Here is a 19,004-nt window from a genome sequence, read left to right as displayed (position 1 = left end):
TTTGGCTCAGGCGCCGTCCCCGCGCCGCGGCTTCGCCCCCAGGCCCCGCCCCGGGCTGACCGCCGCCTCGCCGAAGCGGGCGCGGAGCGCCTCCACCGCCTTCCACTTGGCCGCCCGGCGCGGGGCCTCGGGGTCGGCCAGGTCGCCGCGGTCGGCGCCGGCGCCATCCACCAGCGGTGCGGCGCCCAGGCCCAGCAGGCGGAAGGGGGTGCCATCCACCTCCCGCGCCAGCAAGGGGCGGGCGGCGGCGAAGAGGGTCTCGGGCAGGCGGGTGGGGGCGGGCAGGCGGGCCTGCCGGCTGCGCGTCTCGAAGCGCGCGGTCTTGAGCTTGAGCGCGACACCCCCCGCCGCGAAGCCCTTCTCGGCCAGGCGGCGGCCCAGCTTCTCGGCGATGCGCCACAGCACGGCTTCCAGCTCGGGCAGGGTGGCGATGTCGGTGTCGAAGGTGGTCTCGGCGCTGATGCTCTTGGTCTCGCGCACCGGATTCACGGGGCGGGGGTCCTCGCCGCGGGCGCGGGCGGCGAGCGAAGGCCCCTCCTCGCCCAGCCGCGCCAAGGCGGCGCGCGGGTCGAGGGCGGCCAGTTGCCCGAGCCGCGTGATCCCCGCCGCCTCCAGCCGCCGCGCCGCGGCGGGCCCGATGCCGGGCAACAGCCCCACGCGCTGCGGCGCCAGCCAATCCGCGGCCTCCGAGGCGCCGATGACGGCGAAGCCGCGCGGCTTGTCGCGCTCCGCCGCCAGCTTGGCCATCAGCCGGTTGTGGGCGAGGCCGATGGAGATGGTGACGCCCACCTCGCGCTCCACGGCCTTGGCGAAGCGGGCCAGGACCACGGCGGGGGGCGCGTTGTGCAGGGCCTCGGTGCCCGCCAGGTCCAGCACCGCCTCGTCAATGGAGAGCGGCTGCACGAGGGGGGAAAGCGCCTCCATCAGCGCGCGGATCTGCGTGGCGGCGGCGGAATACTTGGTGAAGTCGGGCTTGATGACGACCGCATCCGGGCAGGCGGCCAACGCCTTGAACATGGGCATGGCGCTGCGGACGCCATGGGTCCGGGCCACATAGCAGGCGGTGGAGACCACCCCGCGCTTGCCGCCGCCCACGATGACGGGCTTGGCCGCCAGTTCGGGGCGGTCGCGCTTCTCCACGCTGGCGAAGAAGGCGTCGCAATCCACATGGGCGATGGTCAGTGTGAAGAGTTCCGCATGGCGGAGCACGCGGCGACTGCCGCAATGGGTGCAGGCGGTTCCCTCGCCCGGGGCGGTGGAGAAGCAGTCGCGGCAGAGGGCCGGGAGGGGGGTGGGTGTTACGGCCACAGCCGCGCGGCACCGAACACGCCCGAGCTGTCGCCATGCGCCGCGCGCAGGATGCGCGTGCGGACCACGTCGGAGAAGACGTGGCGCGGCATGAGGCGCGGCAACTCCGCATAGAGGTGCGCCATGTTGGACAGGCCGCCCCCCAGCACGATCACCTCCGGGTCCAGCAGGTTCACCACATGGGCCAGCGCCCGGGCCAGCCGGTCGGTGTGGCGGGCCAGCGCGTCCCGCGCGGCGGCATCGGTGCGGGCGGGCAGGCCTGAGGCGTCGCGCGCCCCCGGCCCATCGGCATCGGCGGCCAGGGCGGGGCCGCAGAGGAAGGTCTCGATGCAGCCGCGCTGGCCGCACCAGCAGCGGGGGCCGGGATGCTCCTCGGCTGTCATCCAGGGCAGGGGGTTGTGGCCCCATTCGCCGGCGATGCGGTTGGCACCCTCCAGCAGCCGGCCCTGGATCACCACGCCCGCCCCCACCCCGGTGCCGAGGATGACGGCGAAGACGCTGCCAGCCCCCTCCGCCGCGCCATCGGCGGCTTCGGACAGGGCCAGGCAATTGGCGTCGTTCGAAATCCGCACCTCGCGGCCCAGGGCTTCGGCCAGGTCCACGTCCAGCCGCCCGCCATTCAGCCAGGTGGAATTGGCGCCCCGCACGAGGCCGGTGGCGGGCGAGAGGCTGCCCGGAATGCCCACGCCCACGGTGCCGCGCGCGCCGAGTTCCGCCTCCACCCCGTCCACCAGCGCCCGGATGGCGGCGATTACGCCGGGATAGCTGGGCGGCGTGGCCACCCGCTGGCGCAGCCTTGCATGGCCGGCGGCGTCCAGCGCCACCACCTCGATCTTGCTGCCGCCCAGGTCCACGCCAATTCGCATCGGGTGAAGCTGTGCCGCGCGCCCCTTGCGGGCAAGCCCCGCGCAATGGTGGAGTGCATGAATGGGAGAGACAACGACCATCCTCGACACGCGCGGCATGACCTGCCCGATTCCCGTGCTGCGGACCAACAAGGCCCTGCGCGGCATGGCCCCCGGCGCCACGCTGACCGTGCTGGCCACGGACCCCGCGGCGCTGAAGGATTTCCCGGCCTATGCGGAGGAGACGGGGCACACCCTGCTCTCGGCCGAGATGGGCCCTGATGGCGTCCATCGCTTCGTCCTGCGCCGGAAAGCCACGCCATGAGCGTGCTGCTACTGACCCACCGCGACGGGCTGCTGCACGAGATGGGCGAGGGCCACCCCGAATGCCCTGACCGGCTGCGCGCCGTGCTCCAGGCGCTGGAGGCCGAGGAATTCGCCGGCCTCATCCGCGACGAGCCGGACGAGGCGACCTATGAGCAGCTGGAGCGCGTCCACCCGCCCGATTATGTCGCGGCCATCCTGGGCGTGCGCCCCGCGCCCGGCGAATATGTGGCGCTCGACGCCGACACGGTGATGTGCGCGGGCAGCGCGCGGGCCGCCCTGCTGGCGGCCGGCGCCGCAGTGCGGGCGGTGGACGAGGTGCTGGGCGGCCATGTGCAGCGCGCCTTCTGCGCCACCCGCCCGCCCGGCCACCATGCCGAGAGGCGCCGGCCGATGGGGTTCTGCCTCTTCGCCAACGCGGTCATCGCGGCCCGCCACGCCCAGGCGGCGCATGGGCTCAGCCGGGTCGCCATCTGCGATTTCGACGTGCATCACGGCAATGGCAGCCAGGATTGCGTCTGGGAGGACCCGAGCATCCTCTTCGCCTCCTCCCACCAGATGCCGCTCTACCCGGGCACGGGCGCGGCGGAGGAGGTGGGGGCGGGCAACATCTTCAACGCCCCCCTGCCGCCCGGCGCCGATGGCGCGGCCTTCCGGGCGGCCTGGGCGGAGACGCTGCTGCCGGCCATCGAGGCCTTCCGGCCGGAATTGCTGGTGATCTCGGCCGGGTTCGACGCCCATGCGCGCGACCCGCTGGCGCAATTGCGCGTGACCGAGGCGGATTTCGCCTGGCTCACGGCGGAATTCTGCGCCCTGGCCGGGCGGCATTGCGGCGGGCGCATCGTCAGCCTTTTGGAAGGCGGCTATGACCTGCCCGCGCTGGCGGCCTCGGCCGCCGCCCATGTGCGGGGATTGTTGCGGGATTGATGTCAAACCGATGAAGGCTTTGGGTTCGCGCCACGCGGCATTATAGTGCAAGAAGGTTGGGAGAAGGTCATGTCGGTCGAGCACAGGGTGGACGAGCGTGCTGCGGGTGCCGGTGAGGTACGGGAACGGGACATCGCCTCGCTCTCCTTCGAGGAAGCCTTGACCGAGCTGGAGACCATCGTGAAATCCCTGGAGGGCGGGCGCGCTACCCTGGCCCAGGCCATCGCGGAATATGAACGCGGCACGGCCTTGCGCCGGCATTGCGAACAGAAGCTCTCCGAGGCCGAGGCCAAGGTGCAGGCGGTGGTCGAGGGCAAGGCCGGCCTCGTCCTGCGGAATGTGGAATAGGAATACGGGTTCGCATGAACATGGTCCCGGCGGGTGCATCCGCCCTTGATCTGCCCGCCGCCATGGCGGCGGCGGCCGCCGAGATCGACGCGGCGCTCGATGAGGTTCTTCCCCGCGTGGAGGGTGACGAGGCGCGGCTTTTCGACGCCATGCGCTATTCCACCATCGGCGGGGGCAAGCGGCTGCGCGGATTCCTGGTGCTTGAGGGCGCCAAGCAGTTCAACGTGGCCCGCAGCGCGGCGCTGCGGGTGGCCTGCGCCATCGAGATGGTGCACGCCTACAGCCTGATCCATGACGACCTGCCGGCCATGGACGATGACGACCTGCGCCGCGGCAAGCCCACCAACCACAAGGCCTTCGACGAGGCCACCGCCATCCTGGCCGGCGATGCGCTGCAAAGCCACGCCTTCACCGTGCTGGCCGCCGAAGCCACCCACCCCGACCCCGCCGTGCGCGTCGAGCTGGTGCGGATGCTGGCCCATGCCGCCGGCCCCCGCGGCATGGTGGGCGGGCAGATGCTGGACATCATGGCCGAGCAATCGGGCGGGGCGCTGGACGAGACGGCCATCGGCCGGCTGCAGCTGCTCAAGACCGGCAAGCTCATCGAATTCTCGGCCGAGGCGGGCGCCGTGCTGGGCAAGGCCGCGCCCTCGCAGCGTCAGGCGCTGGCCGCCTATGGGCGTGAGCTGGGGGCGGCCTTCCAGATCGCCGATGACCTGCTGGATGCCACCGCCACGGCCGAGGAGGTGGGCAAGGCCACCGCCAAGGATGCCGGGGCGGGCAAGGCCACGCTGGTGGGCCTGCTCGGCCTCGAACGGGCCCGGCTTCAGGCCGAACGACTGGTCGCGCAGGCGCGTGACCACCTGGATGGATTTTCCGAGCGGGCGGACATGCTGCGCGCGCTCGCTGATTTCGTGATCGCGCGGAGGAATTGATGCAAGACCGTCCTGCCACCCCGCTGCTGGACCGGGTCCGCGTCCCTTCCGACATGCGGAATTTCTCCAGCGAGCAACTGCGCCAGCTGGCCGATGAACTGCGCGCCGAGACCATCAGCACCGTCTCTGTCACCGGCGGGCATCTCGGTTCCTCGCTGGGCGTCGTGGAACTGACCGTGGCCATCCATGCGGTGTTCGACACGCCGCATGACCGGCTGATCTGGGACGTCGGCCACCAGTGCTATCCGCACAAGATCCTGACCGGAAGGCGGGACCGCATCCGCACGCTGCGCCAGGGCGGGGGCCTCTCGGGCTTCACCAAGCGCAGCGAAAGCGAATACGACCCCTTCGGCGCCGCGCATTCCAGCACCAGCATCTCCGCCGGCCTCGGCATGGCGATCGCGAGCGGGTTGCAGGAGAAGCCGCGCAACGTCATCGCCGTGATCGGCGATGGCTCCATGTCCGCCGGCATGGCCTATGAGGCGATGAACAATGCGGGGGCCGAGAAGGCCAACCTCATCGTCATCCTGAACGACAACGACATGTCCATCGCGCCCCCCGTGGGCGCGATGAGCGCCTATCTGAGCCGCACCATCTCCTCCCGCCCCTTCCTCTCGGTGCGGGATTTCGTGGCCAAGATGGCGAAGAACTTCCCGGGCCCGATCGAGCGCGTGGCCAAGCGCGCCGACGAATATGCCCGCGGCCTGCTGACCGGCGGCACGCTCTTCGAGGAGATGGGCTTCTACTATGTCGGCCCCGTGGACGGCCACAATATGGACCACCTGCTGCCCGTGCTGCGCAACCTGCGCGACACCGGGCACAAGGGCCCCTTCCTGGTCCATGCCGTCACGCAGAAGGGCAAGGGCTACGCGCCGGCCGAGACCAGCGGCGACAAGTATCACGGCGTGCAGAAGTTCGACGTCATCACCGGCGAGCAGCAGAAGGCCCCGCCCGGCCCGCCCGCCTACCAGAAGGTGTTTGCCCAGGCGCTGATCGCCGAGGCTGAGGCGGATGAGCGCATCGTCGCCGTCAACGCCGCCATGCCCTCGGGCACCAGCCTCGACATGTTCGCCAAGCGCTTCCCCGAGCGCTGCTTCGACGTGGGCATCGCCGAGCAGCACGCCGTCACCTTCGCCGCCGGCATGGCGACGGAGGGGCTGAAGCCCTTCTGCGCCATCTATTCCACCTTCCTCCAGCGCGGCTATGACCAGGTGGTGCACGACGTGGCGCTGCAGGGGCTGCCGGTGCGCTTCGCCATGGACCGCGCGGGGCTGGTGGGTGCCGATGGCGCGACCCATGCGGGCAGCTTCGACATCGCCTACCTCGGCTGCCTGCCCGGCTTCACGCTGATGGCGGCGAGCTGCGAGGTGGAACTCGCGCACATGATCGCCACCATGGCGCAGATCGATGATGGCCCTTCCGGCGTGCGCTATCCGCGCGGCGAGGGCTTCGGGCTGGAAGCCGTGCCCGCGCGCGGCACCCCGCTGCCCATCGGCAAGGGGCGGGTGGTGCGCGAGGGCAGCAAGATCGCCCTCCTCTCCTATGGCGCGCGGTTGCAGGAATGCCTGAAGGCGGCGGATGAGCTCGCCACCTACGGCCTGTCCTGCACGGTGGCCGATGCGCGCTTCGCCAAGCCGCTGGACACCGCGCTGGTGGAACAGCTGGCCAAGCATCACGAGGTGCTGATCACCATCGAGGAAGGCAGCCTGAACGGCTTCGGCGGCCTGGTCATGCACCATCTGGCGTTGAAGGGCCTGCTGGACCATGGCCTCAAGTTCCGGCCGATGACGCTGCCGGACATCTGGATCGACCATGACAGCCCGAAGAAGCAATACGACCTCGCTGGGCTGAACGCGCCGCATATCGTGGCGATGGCGCTGGGCGCGTTGGGCAAGGAGGCGCTGGCCGTTCCCGCCAGCGCCTGAGACTTGGCCAAGCAGCGCGCCGATGTGGCGCTGGTGGAGCGCGGGCTTGCCGAAAGCCGCACCCGCGCCCAGGCGCTGATCATGGCCGGCCTCGTCTATTCGGGCGAGGCCCGCATCAACAAGCCGGGCGAGACCATCGCCGAGGGCCGCCCGCTGGAGCTGCGCGGGCAGGATCACCCCTGGGTCTCGCGCGGCGGTGTGAAGCTGGCGCACGGAATCGCGCATTTCGGCTTCGACGCGACGGGGCGGGTGGCCCTGGATGTGGGCGCCTCCACCGGCGGCTTCACCGATGTGCTGCTGCACCATGGCGCGGCGCGGGTCTATGCGGTGGATGTGGGGCATGGCCAGCTCGCCTGGAAGCTGCGGAACGACCCGCGCGTGGTGGTGAAGGAACGGGTGAACGCGCGGCACCTGACGGCCGAGGACATCCCCGAGCCCGTCACCGCGCTGGTCTGCGATGCCAGTTTCATCGGGCTGCGCGTGGTGCTGCCGGCGGCCATGGCCCTCTGCGCGCCCGGCGCCTGGGCGGTGGCGCTGATCAAGCCGCAATTCGAGGTGGGGCCGGCCATCGCCAAGGGCGGCGTGGTGCGCGACGCCGCGGTGCATGAGGCCGTCTGCGCCGAGATCGCCGCCTGGTGGGCCACGCAGTCGGGCTGGGTGGTGCGCGGCGTGGAGCCCTCGCCGCTGCTGGGGCCCGAGGGCAACCGCGAATTCCTGATCGGCGCCGAGAAGCTGTGCGCGGCCGGTTGACCGCCCCGGCAAGCCGGGACGGATCGGAGGCGGGGATGACCCCGGCGCCGCCCCGCGCTATCCCCGCCCCGTAATCCTCGCGAAAAGGCTTCGAGATGACGCTGAAGATGGACGATCTGGTGAAGGGCGAGGGCGCCATGGCGCTGGCCGGCAAGGAAGTGTCGGTCCACTACACGGGCTGGCTGTTCGACGCCTCGGCCGAGGACAACAAGGGTGCGAAGTTCGACAGCAGCTTCAACCGCGGCGTGCCCTTCAGCTTCACCCTGGGCGAAGGCCGCGTCATCGCGGGCTGGGACCGCGGCGTGGCCGGCATGCGCGTGGGCGGCCAGCGCCGCCTGACCATCCCGCCCGAGATGGGCTATGGCGCGCGCGGCGCCGGCGGCGTGATCCCGCCCAATGCCACGCTGGTCTTTGACGTGGAGCTGCTGGACGTCTCGGGCTAGGGCCCCTTGCGGCCCCGCTTGCCCTTCTTGGGGTCGTAGCCCCCGCCGCCGGGGCCCATGGGCTTGGGCTTCCAATCCTTGCGCGGCGTGGCTTCCCGCAGGGACCGCCCGGCCTCGTTGGGGGCCAGGGCGGGCAGCCCCAGATCGAGGGCCTCCAGCCGCTTGATCTCGTCGCGCAGCCGCGCCGCCGTCTCGAATTCCAGGTCGGCCGCGGCGGCGCGCATGCGGCGTTCCAGCTCCGCGATGCTGGCGCGGAGGTCCTTGCCCACGAAATCCGCGCTGGTGTCGCCCTCCACCGCCTCGACGGTGACGTAGTCGCCCTGGCTGATGTCCTTGAGCACATCGCTGATGCCGCGCCGGATGGTGGTGGGGGTGATGCCGTGCTCGGTGTTCCAGGCGATCTGCTTGGCGCGGCGGCGCTCGGTCTCCTCCAGCGCGCGCTTCATGCTGTCCGTCATGCGGTCGGCGTAGAGCACGACGCGGCCCTCGGCGTTGCGCGCCGCGCGGCCGATGGTCTGGATCAGGGAGGTGGTGCTGCGGAGGAACCCTTCCTTGTCCGCGTCCAGGATGGCGACCAGCGCGCATTCGGGGATGTCCAGCCCCTCGCGCAGCAGGTTGATGCCGATCAGCACGTCGAAGACGCCGCGGCGCAGGTCGCGGATGATCTCGATGCGCTCCAGCGTGTCCACGTCGCTGTGCAGGTAGCGCACGCGCACGCCCATCTCAGTCAGGTACTCCGTCAGCTGCTCGGCCATGCGCTTGGTCAGCACCGTCACAAGCACGCGGCCGCCCTGGCTCGCCACCAGGCGCACCTCGGCCAGCAAATCGTCCACCTGGCCTTCCACGGGGCGGATTTCGCAAACGGGGTCCACGAGTCCGGTCGGGCGGATCACCTGTTCGGCGAAGACGCCGCCGGTGCGTTCCATCTCCCATGGGCTGGGCGTGGCGCTGACGAAGACGGTCTGCGGGCGGAAGCTGTCCCACTCCTCGAATTTCAGGGGTCGGTTGTCGGTGCAGGAGGGCAGGCGGAAGCCGAAATCACTCAGGATGATCTTGCGCGCATAGTCGCCCCGATACATGCCGCCGATCTGCGGCACGGTGACGTGGCTCTCGTCCACGATCAGCAGCGCGCCCTCGGGCAGGTATTCGAACAGGGTGGGCGGTGGCTCACCGGGGTTCCGGCCGGAGAGGTAGCGGCTGTAGTTCTCGATCCCTTTGCAGGAGCCGGTGGTCTCCATCATCTCGATGTCGAAGGTGGTGCGCTGGTCCAGGCGCTGGGCCTCCAGCAGCTTGCCCTCCGCCTCCAGCTCCGCCAGGCGTTCCTTCAGCTCCACCTTGATGCGCTGGATGGCCTGGGTCAGCGTGGGGCGCGGCGTGACGTAGTGGCTGTTGGCGTAGATGGAGAGCTTCTCGAACTCGCCCGTGATCTCGCCCGTCAGCGGGTCGAATTCGCGCAACCCGTCCACCTCGTCGCCGAAGAGGGAGATGCGCCAGGCGCGGTCCTCCAGGTGGGCGGGCCAGACGTCCAGGTTCTCGCCGCGCACGCGGAAGGTGCCGCGCTGGAAGGCGGCGTCGTTGCGGCGGTATTGCTGCTCGACCAGGCCCTTCACCAGCGCGTCGCGGCCGATGGTGCCGCCGCGCTCCAGCTTCACCACCATGTTCGAATAGGTCTCGACCGAGCCGATGCCGTAGATGCAGGACACGGAGGCCACGATCACCACATCCCGCCGCTCCAGCAGCGCCTGGGTGGCGGAGTGGCGCATCCGGTCAATCTGCTCGTTGATCTGGCTGTCTTTTTCGATATAGGTGTCGGTGCGCGGAACATAGGCTTCCGGCTGGTAGTAGTCGTAGTAGGAGACGAAGTATTCCACCGCGTTGTCGGGGAAGAAGGATTTCATCTCTCCATAGAGTTGCGCCGCCAGCGTCTTGTTGGGCGCCAGGATCAGGGTGGGCCGCTGCACCGCCTCGATCACCTTGGCCATGGTGAAGGTCTTGCCCGAGCCGGTGACGCCCAGCAGGACCTGGTCGCGCTCGCCCTCCATCACGCCGCGCGTCAGTTCCGCGATGGCGGTGGGCTGGTCGCCCGCCGGTTCCAGGGTGCGCTTCGTGCCATCCGCCTGCTCCACCTCGAAGACGCAGCGCAGCGGCTTGCCCCCTTCCGGCATGGGCTGGCGGATGGGCTGGAAGAGCACGGGGGTGACGTGGTTCATGGACATGGATATGGGGCGCGCCCACGAAAGGGCCAAGTCATGTCGCAGTGCAACCTGTGGGCACAAGGGGCGTTCAGGGCGTGCCGGGGGCTGGAGCTTGAGCTGGCCCGCGGCGCCTAAGGAACCCCGCCATGCCCCGTCCCGCTTGAGCCATGCAACGTCGCACGCTTCTCCTGGGCGCTGGCCCGCTGCTCGTCACGCCCTTCGCCGCGAGCCCTGTGGCACAGACATCGCCCCCTCCCGCCGTCACCGCCCCGTTCAGCGCCGACAAGGTGACGGCGCTGGCGCGTGACCTGGCCACCCGCGCCCCGCGCCCGCGCCAGGCGGACCTGCCGCGCCGCTTCGCCGATCTCGACTATGACGGCTACCGGCGCCTGCATTTCGACGCCGAGCAGGCGCTGTGGCGTGCCGATGGCCTGTCCTTCCAGCTCCAGCCCCATCATCGCGGCTTCCTGTTCCGCGAGAAGGTGCTGCTGCACGAGGTGGTGGGGGAGGAGATCCGGCCCATTCCCTACCAGGCGTCGCAATTCCGCTTCGAGGGCGTCGAGGCCCCCGCCGAGAATGAGGATCTCGGCTTCGCGGGCTTCCGCCTGCTGGCGCGCCTCAACCGCCCCGACCATTTCGACGAGGTCTGCGTGTTCCTGGGCGCCAGCTACTTCCGCGCGGTGGGGCGTGGGCAGGATTACGGCATTTCCGCGCGCGGGCTTGCCATCGGCACCGCCTCGGCCGCCGGCGAGGAATTCCCGGCCTTCACCGAGTTCTGGATCGAGCGGCCGGCGCCGCATGCCAGCTCCATCCGCGTCCATGCGCTGCTGGAGAGCGACAACGTCACCGGCGCCTATGTCTTCGACATCATGCCCGGCGACACCACGCTGATGCAGGTGCGCGCCACCCTCTTCCCCCGGCGCGACCTGCCGCGCGTGGGCATCGCGCCCGGGACCAGCATGTTCTTCTTCGGCCCGCACGCGCCGGGCGGCGGGATGGATTTCCGCCCTGCCGTGCATGACAGCGACGGGCTGATGGTCCGCACCAGCCATGGCGAGCAGCTCTGGCGGCCGCTCACCAACCCCGGCACCCTGCAGGGCAGCGGCTTCCGCGATGAAGGGCCGCGGGGCTTCGGGCTGATCCAGCGCCGCCGTGGCTTCGCCGACTACCAGGACCTGGAGGCGCGCTACCACACGCGGCCCGACCTCTGGGTGGAGCCGCTGGGCAATTGGGGCCCGGGCGAGGTGCATCTCGTGGAAATCCCGACACGGTCGGAGATTCACGACAACATCTACGCCGCCTGGGCGCCGCAGGCCGGCCTCATCGCCGGCCAGGCCGCGGAGTTCCATTACCGCCTGCATTGGCGCGGCCGCTCGGACGACGCCTCGGTGCTGCGCTTCGCCTCCACCCGCATGGCGGATGCGGGGAATGGCGCGCGCCGCTTCGTGCTCGACACCACGCCGCTCGCCCCGCTGGGCGCCAGTGCCGACGAGCCGCCCGAAGTCATGGTGGAGTCCAGCCCCGGGCGCGTGCGCGACATTGTGCTGCAGCCCAATCCCGAAACGCGCGGCTGGCGCCTCGCCTTCGTGATGGAGCCTGGCCGCGCCTCACTGGTCGAGCTGCGCGTGAAGCTGCTCCGGGGCGAGACGGCGCTCTCCGAGACTTGGCTCTACCGGTGGACGGCCTGATCGCCCGCGCGGAGGCGCTGCCGCCCGAGGCGCCCCTCGCCATGCCGGTGCACCCGCTGGCACGGCGGCCGGAGGCGCCGCCAGCCCCCAGTCATCAGAAAAGGGGCGACATCCGCATCGGCCTGCGTCGCGCCCTGGTGTTCGGCAGCACCATCATCCTGACCGTCTTCGCCATCCACGAGATGTGGGAGGTGCTGGACGATGCGCGCTGGACTTCGCTGGGTGCCATCATGACGGCGCTGTTCGGGATGCTGTTCTTCTGGATCGCGCTGTCCTTCACCAGCGCGCTGGCCGGCTTCCTGGTCATGCTGCACCGGCCCCGGACGGCGCGGCCCGAAGCCCCGCCGCGCGGGCGCACCGCGCTGCTGATGCCCATCTACAATGAGCCGGTGCCGCGCATGGAGGTGGCGCTGACCGCGCTGCGCGCCTCGCTCGACCAGGCAGGGGTGGCGCACCTCTTCGACATCTTCATCCTGAGCGACACGCGCGACCCCGCGGCGCGCCAGGCGGAGTGGGGCGCGGCACGGCGCCTGCGCGAATTGCCCGGCGCGGCGGTCTATTTCCGCTGCCGCGAGGAAAACACCCATCGCAAGGCCGGCAACATCGCCGAATGGGTGCGGCGCTTCGGCGATGCCTATGGCCAGTTCCTCATCCTCGACGCCGACAGCCTGATGGAGGCCGAGACGCTGGTCGCCATGGCGGCCCGCATGGAGGCCGAGCCGCGCATGGGCCTGCTCCAGACGCTGCCCATGCTGCATGGGGGGCGGACGCTCTTCGCGCGCCTCCAGCAATTCGCGGGGCATGTCTATGGGCCGACCCTGGCGCATGGCCTCGCCTGGTGGACGGGGGCGGAGGGCAATTACTGGGGCCACAACGCCATGATCCGCACCCGCGCCTTCGCCGAGGCCGCGGGCCTGCCCGAGCTGCCCGGCCGCAAGCCCTTCGGCGGGCAGATCATGAGCCATGACTTCGTCGAGGCCGCGCTGCTGCGCCGCGCCGGCTGGCAGGTGGTTTTCGACCCCGCCCTGGGCGGCAGCTGGGAGGAGGGGCCGCCCACCTTGCCCGACCTCTGCGTGCGCGACCGGCGCTGGTGCCAGGGCAATCTCCAGCACGCGGCCGTAATCGGCGCGCCGGGGCTGCACCCGGTCAGCCGGCTGCACATGGCGCAGGGCATCTTCGCCTATGTCAGCGCGCCGCTCTGGCTGGCCTTCCTGCTGATCGCGCTGCTGGTGGGCGTGCAGGCGCGCTTCGTGCGGCCGGAATACTTCCCCGCGACCCCGGTGCTCTTCCCGCAATGGCCGGTGATTGATGCCGAACGGGCGCTCGCCGTCTTCGCCGGCACCATGGCGCTGCTACTGGCGCCCAAGGTCATGGGGGCGGTGGCCTTCGCGCTCTCGCCCGAGGGGCCGCGGCGCATCGGCGGGCAGTTGCGCCTGCTGGGCGGGCTGGTCTTCGAGATCATCCTCTCGGCGCTGCTCTCGCCCATCACGATGGTCACGCAGATCCGCCAGCTCTGGGCCATCCTGCGGGGGCGCGACAGCGGGTGGGAGCCGCAGCGGCGTGATGCCGGCGCCTGGGCCTGGCGCGAGGGCCTGCGCTTCTCACGCGGGCATGTGGCGCTGGGCCTGGTCCTCTTCGCCACCGCCTATACCATGGAGCCCATGGTGGCGGCCTGGATGTCGCCGGTGCTGGCGGGGCTGCTCCTGGCGCCCGTGCTCGTCGGATGGACCTCGGGCGAGGCGGGAAGGGCAGCTCGGGCTTTGCTGGAGACGCCGCCGGAGGCCCGGCCGACGCCTGTCCTGCGGCTCGCGGAGGCAACCCGGCTGGCCTCAGAGCGTTGATCCGACAGTGATACATAACGGAGAAAACGCCATGAGCGACAACTATCGCAGCACGACCCCCGGCGCCTCGGACGGCGACGTGGCGCGCGACGAAACCTACACGCTGATCTCCTCCTACAAGATCGAGGGGACGAGCGTTTATGACCCGAACCGCCAGCATCTCGGCTCGATCCACAGCGTGATGATCGGCAAGGAGGATGGAAAGGTCGCCTATGCGGTGCTGACCTTCGGTGGCTTCCTGGGCCTCGGTTCGCGCTACTACCCGATCCCCTGGTCCGAACTGACCTATGTGCCTGGGCAGGACGGGTATGTGACCTCGCTCACCGAAGCGCAGCTGACCGGTGCGCCGAGCTACGAGTCCTATGACGAAGCGGGCTGGGGCGACACCGGCTGGCGTGGGGCGGTGGACCGCCACTATGTCTCGCCCGGCACCGCGACGCGCACGCTGGGCGGCAGCGGCCGGATCTGATCCGATCTGGGCCAGGGGGCTTGTGTTCCCTGGCCCTTCTTCCTGTGTTCAGCCGCCGTTGCCACCGCCGGTCGGGTTGGTGGAGGCCATCATCCGCGCCACGGCCAGGATGGCATTGCGGTTCTTCGGGTCGCCGATGGCGCTGAACAGCTGGATCAGCTCCAGGAGGTCCTCGCCGGTCGAGGCTTCGGTGGAAATGGATGGCATGGGCTCCGGCGCCGCCGATTCCAACAGCACATCGGGCCGCACCCCCAGGGCTTCCGCGATGGCGATCATGCGGCTGGCGGCCACGCGGGTGGCGCCGGTCTCGTAGCGGTGCAGCTGCGCGCCGGTCACCCCGACGGCGCTGGCCAGCTCCTTCTGCGTCATCCCGCGGGACCGGCGCAATTCACGGACCTTGCGGCCCAGCGCCGAGTCGCTGGGCATGGGCGCGCGCACGCGGGCTGGTACGGATGCGTCCATCTCCTCGGCCTCGATGCGGGACAGGGGTTCGCGTCCGGGGGCACTGGAATTGCTCGCCGTCTTTCCGGTGATCGTGCCGCCCGGAGCAAGACTTGCGCGCCCGTCCATCTGAATTCCCATAAATATGCTCCCTTTCGCGTGCACAGGCATTTGGGGGGTGAAACACGGAATCAATTCGGGATCAGGGTGAAAACGCCGATACACTGTTCAACGTAACTATCGGAGGTTCGGTTGCAGCCAAATCATCCTCATGCATGACAATATACTCTCCGCCGGGAACACAAAAGACTTTATCTCTTTTACGCCAAATGCACGAATGAGTTCCATTTTTTGAGGCGTATTGCAGGAAAATTGACTCGAAAGCCTGGCCATTCGGCTGGGTTTTGGAAGGCGAGCTGCGAGTGAGCCGCTGAAGCCGCTACGTTTTGTTCGGTGTGGTTGACCGGAATGACGATAAACGAAATGCGTGGTTGGTGGCAATCGGCGCAAATGCGAATTCGACGCAACTCGCCCGATCTCGCAACGACCAACAGGGAGGTGAAACCACCGCCGGACGAAAGCGGATTGAGCTATATGCAGCATATTAATCCGTTTGATGCAAATTTTTTGCCGGCAACATGTGCCGACACCCATGGTCACCGCATGCGACGGGCCGGTGGTTTCCGTGCCCATGCTGGCCATGGCCACCGGCGGCACAGCACCCTCCATGTCCTGTCGCAAGAAGCGATGAGACCTTTCGCTTCTCTCGTCACCCCAATACACATGAAGCCAGGGCGGAACCTCCCGCGGCCGAATTCTGATCGTGCGAATTTCCATGGAGAACCTCGCGGCATATCCATTACTTTCGCATGGAGTTACCGGCGGGCCCGGCTGAACGGGAGGGATGAGTTCGCTTGCGTGTCCTGACCATCCTCGGCACCCGACCCGACGCGATCAAGTTGGCCCCGGTGGTGCAGGCGCTGGCCGCGGCACCTGGTGTCTCATCGCTCCTGTGCGTCACGGGCCAGCACCGACGGATGCTCGATCAGGTCCTGGAGGTCTTCGGCCTGGTGCCTGACCATGACCTCCACATCATGAAGCCTGGCCAGGACCTGACCCATGTCACCACCGCCGTGCTGAACGGGCTGGGCCCGGTGATGGACCAGGCGCGGCCGGATTGGGTGATCGTGCAGGGCGACACCACCACCGCCCTGGCCGCCGCCCTGGCCGCCTTCTACCGCCATGCACGCGTGGCGCATGTGGAGGCGGGGCTGCGGACGGGCGACATCCTGGCACCCTGGCCGGAAGAGATGAACCGCCGCCTCATCGGCCAGATCGCCCAGCTGCATTTCCCCCCCACCGAGATCGCGGCGGCGAATCTCCGCCGCGAGGGGATTGCCGAAGGGCGCATCCTCGTCACCGGCAACACCGTGATTGATGCGCTGCACCAGGTCGCCGCGCGACTTGATGCGGACCCGGGGCAGGCGGCCCGCTTCGCGCGGGACTTTGCCTGGCTCGACCCCGCCCGGCGCCTCATCCTTGTCACCGGCCACCGGCGGGAGAGCTTCGACGGCGGCCTCGCGCGCATTTGCCGCGCGCTCGTCACCCTGGCGCGCCGCGGCGATGTGCAGATCGTCTATCCGGTCCATCCGAACCCGCGGGTGCGGGAGGTGGCCGAGGCCATGCTGGCGCAGAGCCCCTCCATCCACCTCATTCCGCCGCAGGATTACGTGCCCTTCGTGCAGCTCATGCGCCGCGCCCACCTGATCGTGACGGATTCGGGCGGCGTGCAGGAGGAGGCGCCGGGGCTGGGCAAGCCCGTGCTGGTCACGCGCGACACGACCGAACGGCCGGAGGCCATCGCGGCCGGCACGGCCCTGCTGGTCGGCACCAGCGAGGATGTGCTGGTCGCGGCCGCGACGCGCCTGCTCGATGACCCGGCCGCCCATGCCGCCATGGCCCAGGCCCGCAACCCCTTCGGCGATGGTGCCGCCGCCGGGCGCATCGTGGCCCGCCTGCTGGAGCAAGACGCCCCATGACCCGCTTCAGCCGCGTCTGCGTCATGGGCATGGGTTATATCGGCCTGCCCACCTCGGCCGTCTTCGCCGACAATGGCCTGGACGTGGTGGGTGTGGACGTGAAGCCCGCCGCGGTCGAGAGCATCAACCGCGGCCAGCCGCACATCGTGGAGCCGGAGCTGGACGTGCTGCTGCGCCAGGTGGTGCAGGCGGGCCGGCTACGCGCGGCGCTCACGCCCGAAGCGGCCGATGCCTTCATCCTGGCCGTGCCCACCCCCTTCATGGCGGGGCACGAGCCAGACACCTCGCATATCGAGGCCGCGGCGCGCGCCATCGCGCCCGTGCTGGCGCGGGGCAACCTGGTCATCCTGGAATCCACCTCGCCCATCGGCACGACGGAGCGGCTGTCGCGCTGGCTCGCCGACGCGCGCGCCGACCTGACCTTTCCGCACCAGGCGGGCGAGCTTTCCGACATCCGCATCGCCCATTGCCCGGAGCGCGTGCTGCCCGGCCATATCCTGCGCGAGGTGGTGGAGAATGACCGCATCATCGGCGGGCTGACGCGCAAATGCGCCCAGGCCGCGACGCTGCTCTACCGCGTCTTCGCCAAGGGGCAGATCCACCTGACGAATGCCCGCACGGCCGAGATGGCAAAGCTGGCCGAGAACGCCTTTCGCGACGTGAACATCGCCTTCGCCAACGAACTCAGCATGATCTGCGACAAGCTGCGCATCAATGTGTGGGAGCTGATCCGGCTGGCCAACATGCACCCGCGCGTGGACATCCTGCGTCCCGGGCCCGGCGTGGGCGGGCACTGCATCGCGGTGGACCCGTGGTTCATCGTGGCCGCCGACCCTGAGCGCAGCCCCTTGATCCGCACCGCGCGCGAGGTGAACGAAGCGAAGCCCGGCTTCGTGGTGGACAAGGTGCGCCGCCATGCGGCCACGCTGAAGCAGCCCGTGATCGCCTGCCTGGGCCTCTCCTACAAGGCGGATGTGGACGACCTGCGCGAAAGCCCGGCCGTCACCATCGTGGAGGAACTGGCCCGCGCGGAGGTGGGCGAACTGCTGGTGGTCGAGCCCCATGTGAACGCGCTGCCGGAGAACCTCGCCAAACTGGGCCTCAAACTATGGGATTTCGACCGCGCCACCGAGCGCGCGAACATTCTGCTTCTGCTGGTGGACCATGCCTCCTTCCTGACGGTGGATCACGATGTGGTGAAGGACAAGATCGTGGTGGACACGCGCGGCGCCTGGTGAGGGTGCCGCACGGCTTCCCCGGAACTGCAACGGAATGTCACACCGGGCGTTCCCCTGGCCGGGACGCACGCCGCGTCCCCCATCGGAGTGCTGACATGACCCAGTTCAAGATCCTCGCCGCCGGCCTGCTGCTGCTGGGCGCGGCCTGCGCCCAGACCCCCGGCAACCCGCCCGGCACGGAGGCGAGCCGCGCCGCGGACCGCGCCGCGGGGACGAACATCTCGGGCGCCTACCCCTCGCAGCGTGACGGCACGCCCGGCAACCCGCCGGGCACCCAGGCCTCGCGCGCCTTCGACCGCGCGGCGGGCACCAACACCTCGGGCGCCTATCCGGGCCAGGCCGATGGCACGCCGGGCAACCCGCCGGGCACGGCGGCCGGCCGCGCGCTGGACCGCGCGACCCGCTGAGGCTTCAGGCCTGATGCAACTCTAGGAGGGCGGCGGCGAATTCCGCCGGCGCCTCCTGGGGCGGGTTGTGGCCCACATTGGCCAGGATGCGGCGGGTGAAGCCCGGCGCCACGCCGGGGCCGGGCGGATGGACGCCATCCGCCGCCCCGTGCAGATCAGTGGCCGGCACGATGATGGGCGGTTGGCGCGCCAGCCCGGCCTCGATCGCTTCGTGTGCCGGATCACCCGCCACCAGGCCAAAGCGGTGGCGGTAGGAATGAAGCACCACCTCCACATAGTCCGGGTTGTCCCAGTGCGCGGCGCTGGCGGCGAACTCGGCCTCGGTGAAATGCCAGGTCGGCGACCACATGCGCCACAGCAGGTGGCCGAATTCGCGCCGGTTGGCGGCAAGCCCCCGCGCCCCGCGTTCCCCGTGCAGGTAGTATTGGTACCAGTAGCGCGCTTCCACATCCGGCGGGCCCGGCTCGTTGGCGCGCGCGATGTCCTGGATGTTGTAGCCGGTGCAGGAGACGAGGCCCGCGCAGCGCGCGGGGTGCAGGGCGGCCACGATGCAGGCGGCCCGCCCGCCCCAGTCATAGCCGGCCAGCAGCGCGCGCGGGACGGCCATGGCGTCCATCAGCGCCAGGAGATCCGCCCCCAGCGCGCCCTGCGCGCCGGAACGCAGCACGCCCGGCTTCAGCCGTGTCTGGCCATAGCCGCGCAGATGCGGCACCAGCACGCGCAGCCCGGCCTCGGCCAGGAGGGGCGCCACGCCATCATAGCAGCGTGCGGCGTAGGGGAAGCCGTGCAGCAGGAAGACGGGGGCGCCGTCAGCGGGGCCATGGGCCTCCACCGCCACAACCGCCTGCGGGGTTTCGACGGTGAGAAGCTCCATGGCGGGG

At 70.0% G+C, this 19,004-nt stretch carries 18 protein-coding genes; 13 read left to right on the top strand and 5 right to left on the bottom strand.

What is annotated here, in order from left to right; translation table 11 throughout:
* Window positions 1-6: 6 nt before the first annotated feature.
* Complete coding sequence (locus JTN19_RS17430; protein WP_206935259.1) at window positions 7-1,308, bottom strand: DNA polymerase IV; 1,302 nt, start codon at window positions 1,306-1,308, stop codon at window positions 7-9.
* Entirely contained in the window at window positions 1,299-2,174 is an 876-nt protein-coding gene (locus JTN19_RS17425; RefSeq protein WP_206935257.1) for an ROK family protein, read from the bottom strand. The genes JTN19_RS17430 and JTN19_RS17425 overlap by 10 nt, the downstream gene beginning before the upstream one ends.
* A gap of 61 nt (window positions 2,175-2,235) precedes the next feature.
* Here JTN19_RS17425 and JTN19_RS17420 point away from each other — a divergent pair, with 61 nt between their 5' ends.
* The 7 genes from JTN19_RS17420 (at window position 2,236) to JTN19_RS17390 (ending at window position 7,805) form a co-directional block, all read left to right on the top strand.
* A complete protein-coding gene (locus JTN19_RS17420) occupies window positions 2,236-2,478 on the top strand; it encodes a sulfurtransferase TusA family protein (RefSeq protein ID WP_206935254.1) in 243 nt (80 codons plus the stop codon).
* A complete protein-coding gene (locus tag JTN19_RS17415) occupies window positions 2,475-3,404 on the top strand; it encodes a histone deacetylase family protein (RefSeq protein ID WP_206935252.1) in 930 nt (309 codons plus the stop codon). Before JTN19_RS17420 ends, JTN19_RS17415 begins: the two co-directional genes overlap by 4 nt.
* Before the next feature lie 69 nt (window positions 3,405-3,473).
* Window positions 3,474-3,752: an exodeoxyribonuclease VII small subunit gene (locus tag JTN19_RS17410; RefSeq protein ID WP_206935250.1), complete on the top strand. Its 279-nt coding sequence runs from the start codon at window positions 3,474-3,476 to the stop codon at window positions 3,750-3,752.
* A gap of 14 nt (window positions 3,753-3,766) precedes the next feature.
* Window positions 3,767-4,687: a polyprenyl synthetase family protein gene (locus tag JTN19_RS17405; RefSeq protein WP_242531239.1), complete on the top strand. Its 921-nt coding sequence runs from the start codon at window positions 3,767-3,769 to the stop codon at window positions 4,685-4,687.
* Window positions 4,687-6,612, top strand: a complete 1,926-nt coding sequence (dxs, locus tag JTN19_RS17400; RefSeq protein WP_206935245.1) for a 1-deoxy-D-xylulose-5-phosphate synthase — start codon at window positions 4,687-4,689, stop codon at window positions 6,610-6,612. Before JTN19_RS17405 ends, dxs begins: the two co-directional genes overlap by 1 nt.
* Window positions 6,613-6,615: 3 nt before the next feature.
* Window positions 6,616-7,362, top strand: coding sequence for a TlyA family RNA methyltransferase (locus tag JTN19_RS17395; protein WP_206935242.1), 747 nt, complete (start codon window positions 6,616-6,618; stop codon window positions 7,360-7,362).
* A 95-nt stretch (window positions 7,363-7,457) separates the two neighbouring features.
* Entirely contained in the window at window positions 7,458-7,805 is a 348-nt protein-coding gene (locus tag JTN19_RS17390) for an FKBP-type peptidyl-prolyl cis-trans isomerase (protein WP_206935239.1), read from the top strand.
* Here the strand turns inward: JTN19_RS17390 and uvrB are convergent.
* The gene (gene uvrB, locus JTN19_RS17385; protein ID WP_206935236.1) at window positions 7,802-10,015 is read right to left on the bottom strand and encodes an excinuclease ABC subunit UvrB; all 2,214 of its coding nucleotides are present in this window, start codon (window positions 10,013-10,015) and stop codon (window positions 7,802-7,804) included. The two genes, JTN19_RS17390 and uvrB, sit on opposite strands and share 4 nt — an antisense overlap.
* 152 nt (window positions 10,016-10,167) lie before the next feature.
* Here uvrB and JTN19_RS17380 point away from each other — a divergent pair, with 152 nt between their 5' ends.
* Genes JTN19_RS17380 through JTN19_RS17370 form a run of 3 tightly spaced genes read left to right on the top strand, consistent with a single transcriptional unit; the run spans window position 10,168 to window position 13,998 of the window.
* Complete coding sequence (locus JTN19_RS17380; RefSeq protein ID WP_206935233.1) at window positions 10,168-11,688, top strand: glucan biosynthesis protein; 1,521 nt, start codon at window positions 10,168-10,170, stop codon at window positions 11,686-11,688.
* Window positions 11,676-13,529 (top strand): glucans biosynthesis glucosyltransferase MdoH, encoded by a 1,854-nt coding sequence (mdoH, locus tag JTN19_RS17375; RefSeq protein ID WP_206935230.1) that lies wholly within the window; start codon window positions 11,676-11,678, stop codon window positions 13,527-13,529. Before JTN19_RS17380 ends, mdoH begins: the two co-directional genes overlap by 13 nt.
* Window positions 13,530-13,560: 31 nt before the next feature.
* Complete coding sequence (locus JTN19_RS17370) at window positions 13,561-13,998, top strand: PRC-barrel domain-containing protein (protein WP_206935227.1); 438 nt, start codon at window positions 13,561-13,563, stop codon at window positions 13,996-13,998.
* 48 nt (window positions 13,999-14,046) lie between these two features.
* Here the strand turns inward: JTN19_RS17370 and JTN19_RS17365 are convergent, their stop codons facing one another.
* Window positions 14,047-14,424, bottom strand: a complete 378-nt coding sequence (locus tag JTN19_RS17365; RefSeq protein ID WP_206935224.1) for a helix-turn-helix domain-containing protein — start codon at window positions 14,422-14,424, stop codon at window positions 14,047-14,049.
* Window positions 14,425-15,353: 929 nt separating this feature from the next.
* Here JTN19_RS17365 and wecB point away from each other — a divergent pair.
* From wecB to JTN19_RS17350, 3 genes are all read left to right on the top strand, one after another.
* Window positions 15,354-16,478, top strand: a complete 1,125-nt coding sequence (wecB, locus tag JTN19_RS17360) for a non-hydrolyzing UDP-N-acetylglucosamine 2-epimerase (RefSeq protein WP_206935222.1) — start codon at window positions 15,354-15,356, stop codon at window positions 16,476-16,478.
* Entirely contained in the window at window positions 16,475-17,716 is a 1,242-nt protein-coding gene (gene wecC, locus JTN19_RS17355) for a UDP-N-acetyl-D-mannosamine dehydrogenase (RefSeq protein WP_206935218.1), read from the top strand. Before wecB ends, wecC begins: the two co-directional genes overlap by 4 nt.
* 95 nt (window positions 17,717-17,811) lie before the next feature.
* Window positions 17,812-18,123, top strand: a complete 312-nt coding sequence (locus tag JTN19_RS17350) for a hypothetical protein (protein WP_242531238.1) — start codon at window positions 17,812-17,814, stop codon at window positions 18,121-18,123.
* Between the two features lie 4 nt (window positions 18,124-18,127).
* On the opposite strand, the gene JTN19_RS17345 is transcribed toward JTN19_RS17350, so the two are convergent.
* Complete coding sequence (locus tag JTN19_RS17345; RefSeq protein ID WP_206935215.1) at window positions 18,128-18,997, bottom strand: alpha/beta fold hydrolase; 870 nt, start codon at window positions 18,995-18,997, stop codon at window positions 18,128-18,130.
* Between the last annotated feature and the right edge of the window lie 7 nt (window positions 18,998-19,004).

This window comes from Roseococcus thiosulfatophilus (genome assembly GCF_017311575.1).
Classification (GTDB): domain Bacteria; phylum Pseudomonadota; class Alphaproteobacteria; order Acetobacterales; family Acetobacteraceae; genus Roseococcus; species Roseococcus thiosulfatophilus.
This window is presented reverse-complemented; position numbering and strand designations above follow the sequence as displayed.

What these genes read in the sequence shown, in the direction of transcription:
- JTN19_RS17425 (WP_206935257.1), bottom strand. Translation starts at nt 2,174, where the DNA reads ATGCGAATTGGCGTGGACCTGGGCGGCAGCAAGATCGAGGTGGTGGCG.
- JTN19_RS17420 (WP_206935254.1), top strand. Translation starts at nt 2,236, where the DNA reads ATGGGAGAGACAACGACCATCCTCGACACGCGCGGCATGACCTGCCCG.
- JTN19_RS17415 (WP_206935252.1), top strand. Translation starts at nt 2,475, where the DNA reads ATGAGCGTGCTGCTACTGACCCACCGCGACGGGCTGCTGCACGAGATG.
- JTN19_RS17410 (WP_206935250.1), top strand. Translation starts at nt 3,474, where the DNA reads ATGTCGGTCGAGCACAGGGTGGACGAGCGTGCTGCGGGTGCCGGTGAG.
- JTN19_RS17405 (WP_242531239.1), top strand. Translation starts at nt 3,767, where the DNA reads ATGAACATGGTCCCGGCGGGTGCATCCGCCCTTGATCTGCCCGCCGCC.
- dxs (WP_206935245.1), top strand. Translation starts at nt 4,687, where the DNA reads ATGCAAGACCGTCCTGCCACCCCGCTGCTGGACCGGGTCCGCGTCCCT.
- JTN19_RS17390 (WP_206935239.1), top strand. Translation starts at nt 7,458, where the DNA reads ATGACGCTGAAGATGGACGATCTGGTGAAGGGCGAGGGCGCCATGGCG.
- uvrB (WP_206935236.1), bottom strand. Translation starts at nt 10,015, where the DNA reads ATGAACCACGTCACCCCCGTGCTCTTCCAGCCCATCCGCCAGCCCATG.
- JTN19_RS17380 (WP_206935233.1), top strand. Translation starts at nt 10,168, where the DNA reads ATGCAACGTCGCACGCTTCTCCTGGGCGCTGGCCCGCTGCTCGTCACG.
- JTN19_RS17370 (WP_206935227.1), top strand. Translation starts at nt 13,561, where the DNA reads ATGAGCGACAACTATCGCAGCACGACCCCCGGCGCCTCGGACGGCGAC.
- JTN19_RS17365 (WP_206935224.1), bottom strand. Translation starts at nt 14,424, where the DNA reads ATGCCCAGCGACTCGGCGCTGGGCCGCAAGGTCCGTGAATTGCGCCGG.
- wecC (WP_206935218.1), top strand. Translation starts at nt 16,475, where the DNA reads ATGACCCGCTTCAGCCGCGTCTGCGTCATGGGCATGGGTTATATCGGC.
- JTN19_RS17350 (WP_242531238.1), top strand. Translation starts at nt 17,812, where the DNA reads ATGACCCAGTTCAAGATCCTCGCCGCCGGCCTGCTGCTGCTGGGCGCG.
- JTN19_RS17345 (WP_206935215.1), bottom strand. Translation starts at nt 18,997, where the DNA reads ATGGAGCTTCTCACCGTCGAAACCCCGCAGGCGGTTGTGGCGGTGGAG.